We start from the raw sequence: 6,641 nt of genomic DNA, 5'->3' as shown, positions 1-6,641 counted from the left end.
CTGAAGTTGTCATTCGAAAAAGACCATCAAATTAATAATAATGTGATGTGTACCTCAAAAGGTATAGTTTTAGATGAGAGACTATCTCATCTTTTTTGTTTTTAGATTGACAATACAATATCAAGCATATTTTCTAAAAATTCTTGTCGCTTACTTTCAGTTAATTTCCACCCCCAACTTTTTTGAAATTTATCAATAGGATGTTTATCAGAGACCATTAATGCTGAACAAACATTCATATTTAGATATTTTCCAACTGACATTAATGCTGACGTTTCCATATCTATCCCTACGCATCCTTTGTCTCTCCATAACTTTTCTTTATAATAAGTTTGCCTATATATTGAGTCTGTGGTGATAATTGGTCTTATTATTGAGTTTGAACTTTTTTCAGAAATTATATTTAGTAATTCTAAATCCGGTGTGCTATATTCAATTCTTTTATAATAATGTAATGATGTTCCTTCTTCTACATAAGCTTTACTTGGGATTACAATATCACCTACATCAATCCCTTCTGCTATCGAACCCATTAGGCCTATTGAAATTATGGTTTCAACTCCGTATGCTTTTAAGACTTCAATCGTATCTACTGCCATTGGCGCACCGCGCCCTCCATCTAATAAACAGATTTCATTTTCTGGAGCCTTATAAATAGGGCAAGAATTTAAAAATCTAGGAAATTCTTCCGAAATTAATTCAAGCTTATACTTTTCTTTTATAGATTCTAACCCCCTCATATACAAAAGAAGAGCAGTTGTTGGCAAATGATTAAGTTTAATATTTCCATGATTTGATTGAGCCTGCTTCTTACCTGTGATTATTGGGTTTGTATCGTCTTCTTCAAAATACCACATTTTTAGGTCTCCTTTAAACGGTTCTGGTGTAAAGTTTAAAACACTTTCGAATTCAGTGTATATCACCAAAAATGCCACCAACTGTTATTGAGTTTGAGTTTATTTTTATGTACGCCGTATTTCTTGTCATTTTCTAGTTTTTTTTTAGAAATATTAGAATTTTCAAGTAAACCACTTAATTTTTGAACATGTGCTGTTAATTCTTTGTTTTTTGCTACTGTTGCTAATTGTAATTGCTGTTGCTGGTCTATCAATTTTGTTAGATGATCTATTTGTCGGTCTTTGGTAGCAAGCTGTTTGTCACGTTGAGACTTTAAATCTGCTACTTCTCTTCTTAGAGTAGCGATTAGCTCATTATTTTCTTTGCTAGTCTTTGTCTCTTCTTTGCTACCCATTTGTTGGTTCTTTGCTACCAAAGGCTTTGCTACCTTATCTCTAATAATCCTTTCAGCTGTAGGGCTAATCATGTTTGTACCTTGACTATCTTTTTGTCGGTTCTTTGTTGGTAGCCTTTGGTAGTGATATTGAATAGTCTGTTTGGAGACCTTCAATTCATTAGCAAGTTCTCTAATAGTTTTAGGCATGATTTCCAAACCCCTTTCGGAGTTCAGCAAGCACTTCTTGTCTTGCCTGATCTCTGATTTTTTTATCATGTTCAGCTTGCTTTTCAGCTAAGGTTTGTTTTTCAGTTGTTCCTAAAGGCAATCGTTTAACTTTGTCAGTTGCACGCCATTTTTCTTGTTCTGTTAATTCGCCATTATGCTGAATGTTAAAGAGTTTTTGACGTTCATCTTGAAATTGACCTTGTGAGAAGTCGTTAGCGTCTTTTCTTTCAGGCTTCCAGGAAAAAGAATAACCGATAACTGGTTTTCCTCGCCCCTTACCATACTTTTTTCTGATAGCTAACCCCCTAAAAAGCGGGGTTAATTCTTCCTTAATTGGCCGAATAACTCTAGATTCGACATTTGCAGGTTTATTCCAATAACTTTTAGGAATATCAAGTAATTCGAAAAAGTCATTCTTAGAAAAATAAGCATATCCAGTAGTTCGAAATTGTTTAAGAAGACGAAACATTGTTTTTGCGTAACTGCTTTTTAAATCTCTGAATTCTGCTAAAGCATAGCGTACCCAACTTTCAAGATTGTTTAAAAGTTTCAATGCCTTAGGATAAATTTGAATATCGACATAAGGAACTTCTGCCGAACCCTTAATTTCAAATTGAGTAAACATAACAAACATTTCTCTATCGAGGCCGTCTTTACTTCGAGAACCAAATCTAAGACCTAATATTTTTTGATATGTACTTTGTATGTCATCAATAAATCGAGTATTTGCAGTTGGTTTATAGGCACTTAATTCTTTTAATTGATCAAAGGTGAATCTAACAGTATTATCTCCTTTATCACGCATTCTGGAAACAATAGAAAAGAACAGATTCATTTCTATAGGAGTAAATCTTCGCAAAGGAATTGTATTCAATTCAGGATCGTATTTAATTAATTCATTACTCATAAAAGTAACCTCCATGAGTAATACTACTTTATTTTAATACGGAAGTAAATGAATGTAGTCGATAAACAGACAAAATGTAGTCGATAAACAGACAAAATGTAGTCGATAAACAGACAAAATGTAGTCGATAAACAGACAAAATGTAGTCGATAAACTTTTGTACTCCTTGGGAGAGTAAGGCTCAATAGGGGTCTAAAAGAGGTTTAAAAGAGGTTTATAAAAGAGGTATATAAGAGGCACCACTGTACAAGATCCAAATCTAAAAACAAAAAACACAAAGGAGTGAGCCAAAAACTGGCTCACATTAAACTTCAGTCGCGATGCTCCTTGCGCCTCACTTCGTTCGTTGCCTAAAAAGGTGTGGCAAGCCACATTCATTCGGGCGCTGACGCCCCACAACCCCGTCCAAGCTGAGCCAGCTTGACCGCTTTTTCACTCGCCGTTAGGCAGGAAAGCAAAGTTTTATAGAAACTTTGGCTTTCGCCAATTCAGTGTTAAAACTGGTTTAGAGCTGTCAATTCCTTATGCTCCCACGCTACGCTCGTCCGCTACCATTGACAGCAAATAGTTAGCTTTTCTAAAATTTGATAAGAATTTAACTGTTATATCCCCTTTTAAGGGCCTTATTTTCCATTTTTAACAATTTTAATGCTATTTATATATATTTATACCAAAGCCAAAATAAAAAGCCCTCAGTGAGCTTTTAGGGGCTAAATTACAAAGTCTGGACGTTTAATAATATCTTCTTGTCTTTTTTGCAAAACATAAGTGTATAAGGAATTATACAAACTCTTTTTGATTTCATCGGGTTCATTCACAAAAGCTTTAAACAATTCTTGAATATCAACTTGCCAGGGATCAGCGAGCATTTCATCAATTAGTTTTAATACTTTTTTTTCGTCCATTTTAATTACTCCTAACATCAAAATAATAATTTCAATTTAGATACATAGTTCATACGGTTGGTTATTCAAATTTTGTTGCTAAGGTTATAAAGAATCTCTGCACAAAGCAATTAAAAAATTTTCGTTTAAAGCAGTGGAATCTGCAACAGTTTTTAAGTATTTAAAGCATAACAAACTTAAGTTAAGTGTAAACATGAATTGAATTAAGAATACATTCAATTCAACAACAGCAAAAACCAATTCTATGGCTCTCAGCAGACCGAGTAAAATGAGGTCAATGCGCACTTACACCCTTGACAAGTGTCAAGGGTAAATTTAATCCCCATTTTGATGGGGATTATTTGTATTAGAAGGCTAGCGCCAACGATAAAAAATCTAGAGTAAAACCACCAAAAGCCTAGAGCTAAATCTCAAGAGCCGTCAATTACATTGCGAAGGATCCAATGACTGTAAGCAAGACGAGCGCCTGGAGTTATTAACCAAGGATGATTAATTTCGAAGATTTGAATTTCAGTTTCTAAATAAAGTGGCGTCTTACCATGAGTAAAATTAAAAACAGGTTGCGGAAAATCAGGCTTACTAGCAACTTGATGAACACTTTGACGAGAATTCATCTGCCAACGAATTTTTAAATCTTCACGCGACAATAATTGCGGTAGTTGTGTTTTTTCAATTTGAGCTTGTTGTTGCAATTTTTGTGTAAATTCTTGTTTAGTCTTGTTTTGGTGCCAATCATCAAACAAGTCATACTTGTTTGTTTCAAAATCTAAATCCATAAAGATAACCTCCTAACCAAAATCAATTTGATCTAGCATAGTTTCGGTACTAGCCTGGTCTAAGCCCAAATAGGCTAAAGTCATAGCTTCACTAGAATGATTTAATAAGTGCATGACTAAGCCAATGTTATAATTTGATTGTGTGTAGACGCGATAAGCCCCGGTTTTGCGCATCGTATGAGTACCTAGATAATTAATTTCTAACAGATCGCCAACCTTACTCATGATTTTGTAAAATTGTTTTTCTGTAATATGACGTTCCGAGTGTTGAATGGAAGGGAAGAGCCATTCAGATTCCAGCTTATGATCGAGCAGCCATTGACGATACAATAAAAGCTCTGTTTGAACCGGTTTAAGGTACAAGGTATTAGGTTTACCAGTTTTTCGGTCGTGAATAAACGCATTTTGTTTAATTGAACCGTCTGAATTAAAAATATCGGTCTGTTTTAAGCACATGACGTCACTGACTCTCAATAGTGTAGCTTTGCCAATTTGAAAAATTGTATAGTTACGCCGGCCAGCTTTAAAGTTATTGAGTAAAGTATCTTGCACATCTTTAAGTACATTCGAATCTTTGATTGGTAGGACAATTTGTTGCATAAGTCATAATCTCCTTTGACGATATAATAGTTTGCAATTGACGTACGCTATAATGTACGCCTATAATATTAGATAAGTTGAGGAGGGGAATCATATGGAAAAAATTATTAATCCAACTACAGCACGAACCAATCTATTTTCACTTATCAAAAATGCTAATCGGGACTCCCAACCTGTTATTATTGCAGGATCTAATGACAGCCGTAGTGCCGTTTTGATTGGAAAAAAAGACTACGACGCATTACAGGAAACCATGAACTTAATGATGAATGGTCAAATTCAAGCTACCTTAAGCCGTAAAGATGATGAATCGGTTGATTTAGACGAAATGATCAAAGAAATTGATCATGAGTAATCGTTGGAAAGTAAAAATAAAATCATCAGCTAAAGGTGATTTAAAAAAAGTTTTAAGAAGCCCATTACGTCAGTCATTTGAAGAAATAAAAAATGTATTGGAATCTGATCCATATAAACCAATACAGTCATTTGAAAAATTAACACCACCTGCGGCTGGTTACTATTCTCGAAGAATAAATGGTCAACATCGCGTCGTTTATACCATTGATAAAGTAACTAAAATAGTCGAAATCTATTCATGTTGGGCCCATTATGAAAGTGGTGCTCTTGAAATGAGTGGTAAATCCAATTCTCGAAAAAACTAGCAACTTAATATGCGTTATAAATTATAATATTAAAATAAATAGCCCCCAATATCTACATTATAGATGTTGGGGGTTATTTTAACAATGTTTTTGAGGGGTTATTTGATACTTATGGTCCCTAAAGGTTTCTTAACTAAAGACAGCGATAATCATTTTGGTGACTAAATAAATAATTGCAATTACCATCATCCAACCAGTACTGCGCATAAATTCCCAGACATTAGTTTGTGCTTTTGCGTTTTTGGTAATAACTATGCTTTTTTTTAGTGAATCATCACCCTTGATCAAACTATCTAAGGTAATGTCGAACAAATTGCTGATTTGCACTAAACGATCAATATCGGGATAAGTACTTCCGACTTCCCACTTAGAAATGGCCTGACGAGAAACATTAAGCGTTTCTGCAAGATAATCTTGTGTCCACTGCCTTTTTTCTCGTTCTTTTTTTATCCTTTGCCCTAAAATCATAAACGTAACCTCACTTTCAATAGATTAATTATCATATTGAAGCGAGAAAAAAGCACGCTAATTATTAGCGCACTAAAAGCAACTACTGGTTGCGAAGAATATTCTGGTGTAAATAGGGGCTAAATGGAGATTATAGCCCCTTAGATAACTGTATTTTGAGTTTTTTGACAATTTAAAGCCTGTTCTAGCTATACTAGTAACTAATTGCTAGCTCATTTTTACCAAATCAGTAACATATTGGGTGGTGAACAGTTTCGCCAATAATTATAGTAAACCTAAGAAAGACGATTGTGAGTGAATGACCATGGAACTAAATTTAATTTTAAAACAAGAGCGTCAGAAGTTACATCTTACTCAGGAACAACTTGCCGAAAAAATATTTGTGTCTCCTAAAACAGTTTCTAATTGGGAAACCGGTAAAACTTTCCCTGATATTGAAAGTCTAATAAAGTTGGCACAGCTCTATCATCTTTCTTTAGATAAATTATTGGTGGAAGGATCTGATATTGTGAAAGACATTGAGAAAAAAACTAGATTAACTAGTTTAAAAAAGTATATGTGGGGACCTAACATTCTTAATCTTATTTTGATTATCATGGTCTCACAGCAACAATTTTTAGGAAAGCTTTCTTTATTAAGCACAGTTTTACTGTTAATCAGCATTGTGCTAAATGGGATAACACTACTTTTCTTTTCTAAAGAAATTCACTATGAAGAAAGGCAGCAAGAAGTTTATAAACCTTTCAACAAACCAACTACTCGACTTTTGATTTTTACCATTATTTTTGTTGGAGCAATTGTTATAGGCTATTTTATCCATTAAAGTGGAAGCCATATTATTAAAACAGAGATCATGAAGTT

General features: G+C 34.0%; 10 protein-coding genes. 3 read left to right on the top strand and 7 right to left on the bottom strand.

Annotation, left to right across the window (positions count from 1 at the left end; translation table 11 throughout):
* Positions 1 to 101: 101 nt before the first annotated feature.
* The 6 genes from ON15_RS01000 to ON15_RS00975 all read right to left on the bottom strand — a co-directional run bounded on the left by ON15_RS01000 (position 102) and on the right by ON15_RS00975 (position 4,650).
* Entirely contained in the window at positions 102 to 857 is a 756-nt protein-coding gene (locus ON15_RS01000; protein WP_040524619.1) for a nucleoside phosphorylase, read from the bottom strand.
* Between the two features lie 62 nt (positions 858 to 919).
* A complete protein-coding gene (locus ON15_RS00995; protein WP_010579603.1) occupies positions 920 to 1,441 on the bottom strand; it encodes a DUF536 domain-containing protein in 522 nt (173 codons plus the stop codon).
* Positions 1,434 to 2,369, bottom strand: a complete 936-nt coding sequence (locus tag ON15_RS00990) for a replication initiation protein (protein ID WP_010579602.1) — start codon at positions 2,367 to 2,369, stop codon at positions 1,434 to 1,436. Before ON15_RS00990 ends, ON15_RS00995 begins: the two co-directional genes overlap by 8 nt.
* 710 nt (positions 2,370 to 3,079) lie before the next feature.
* On the bottom strand, positions 3,080 to 3,292 hold the full coding sequence (locus ON15_RS00985; RefSeq protein WP_010579601.1) for a hypothetical protein: 213 nt from the start codon (positions 3,290 to 3,292) through the stop codon (positions 3,080 to 3,082).
* Between the two features lie 392 nt (positions 3,293 to 3,684).
* On the bottom strand, positions 3,685 to 4,050 hold the full coding sequence (locus ON15_RS00980) for a hypothetical protein (protein WP_010579600.1): 366 nt from the start codon (positions 4,048 to 4,050) through the stop codon (positions 3,685 to 3,687).
* Positions 4,051 to 4,062: 12 nt separating this feature from the next.
* Positions 4,063 to 4,650, bottom strand: a complete 588-nt coding sequence (locus ON15_RS00975) for a site-specific integrase (RefSeq protein ID WP_010579599.1) — start codon at positions 4,648 to 4,650, stop codon at positions 4,063 to 4,065.
* A gap of 94 nt (positions 4,651 to 4,744) precedes the next feature.
* Here ON15_RS00975 and ON15_RS00970 point away from each other — a divergent pair, with 94 nt between their 5' ends.
* Together ON15_RS00970 and ON15_RS00965 are read left to right on the top strand one after the other, a co-directional pair.
* Positions 4,745 to 5,005 (top strand): type II toxin-antitoxin system Phd/YefM family antitoxin, encoded by a 261-nt coding sequence (locus ON15_RS00970; RefSeq protein ID WP_010579598.1) that lies wholly within the window; start codon positions 4,745 to 4,747, stop codon positions 5,003 to 5,005.
* Complete coding sequence (locus tag ON15_RS00965) at positions 4,998 to 5,312, top strand: Txe/YoeB family addiction module toxin (RefSeq protein WP_010579597.1); 315 nt, start codon at positions 4,998 to 5,000, stop codon at positions 5,310 to 5,312. Before ON15_RS00970 ends, ON15_RS00965 begins: the two co-directional genes overlap by 8 nt.
* 129 nt (positions 5,313 to 5,441) lie before the next feature.
* On the opposite strand, the gene ON15_RS00960 is transcribed toward ON15_RS00965, so the two are convergent.
* Positions 5,442 to 5,780 (bottom strand): helix-turn-helix domain-containing protein, encoded by a 339-nt coding sequence (locus ON15_RS00960; protein WP_010579596.1) that lies wholly within the window; start codon positions 5,778 to 5,780, stop codon positions 5,442 to 5,444.
* 304 nt (positions 5,781 to 6,084) lie between these two features.
* On the opposite strand from ON15_RS00960, the gene ON15_RS00955 reads away from it, so the two are divergent.
* Positions 6,085 to 6,603, top strand: a complete 519-nt coding sequence (locus ON15_RS00955; protein ID WP_010579595.1) for a helix-turn-helix domain-containing protein — start codon at positions 6,085 to 6,087, stop codon at positions 6,601 to 6,603.
* Positions 6,604 to 6,641 lie beyond the last annotated feature (38 nt).

This window comes from Liquorilactobacillus vini DSM 20605, from assembly GCF_000255495.1.
Taxonomy (GTDB): Bacteria; Bacillota; Bacilli; order Lactobacillales; family Lactobacillaceae; genus Liquorilactobacillus; species Liquorilactobacillus vini.
This window is presented reverse-complemented; position numbering and strand designations above follow the sequence as displayed.

What these genes read in the sequence shown, in the direction of transcription:
- ON15_RS01000 (WP_040524619.1), bottom strand. Translation starts at nt 857, where the DNA reads ATGTGGTATTTTGAAGAAGACGATACAAACCCAATAATCACAGGTAAG.
- ON15_RS00955 (WP_010579595.1), top strand. Translation starts at nt 6,085, where the DNA reads ATGGAACTAAATTTAATTTTAAAACAAGAGCGTCAGAAGTTACATCTT.
- ON15_RS00985 (WP_010579601.1), bottom strand. Translation starts at nt 3,292, where the DNA reads ATGTTAGGAGTAATTAAAATGGACGAAAAAAAAGTATTAAAACTAATT.
- ON15_RS00980 (WP_010579600.1), bottom strand. Translation starts at nt 4,050, where the DNA reads ATGGATTTAGATTTTGAAACAAACAAGTATGACTTGTTTGATGATTGG.
- ON15_RS00965 (WP_010579597.1), top strand. Translation starts at nt 4,998, where the DNA reads ATGAGTAATCGTTGGAAAGTAAAAATAAAATCATCAGCTAAAGGTGAT.
- ON15_RS00960 (WP_010579596.1), bottom strand. Translation starts at nt 5,780, where the DNA reads ATGATTTTAGGGCAAAGGATAAAAAAAGAACGAGAAAAAAGGCAGTGG.
- ON15_RS00990 (WP_010579602.1), bottom strand. Translation starts at nt 2,369, where the DNA reads ATGAGTAATGAATTAATTAAATACGATCCTGAATTGAATACAATTCCT.
- ON15_RS00975 (WP_010579599.1), bottom strand. Translation starts at nt 4,650, where the DNA reads ATGCAACAAATTGTCCTACCAATCAAAGATTCGAATGTACTTAAAGAT.
- ON15_RS00995 (WP_010579603.1), bottom strand. Translation starts at nt 1,441, where the DNA reads ATGCCTAAAACTATTAGAGAACTTGCTAATGAATTGAAGGTCTCCAAA.
- ON15_RS00970 (WP_010579598.1), top strand. Translation starts at nt 4,745, where the DNA reads ATGGAAAAAATTATTAATCCAACTACAGCACGAACCAATCTATTTTCA.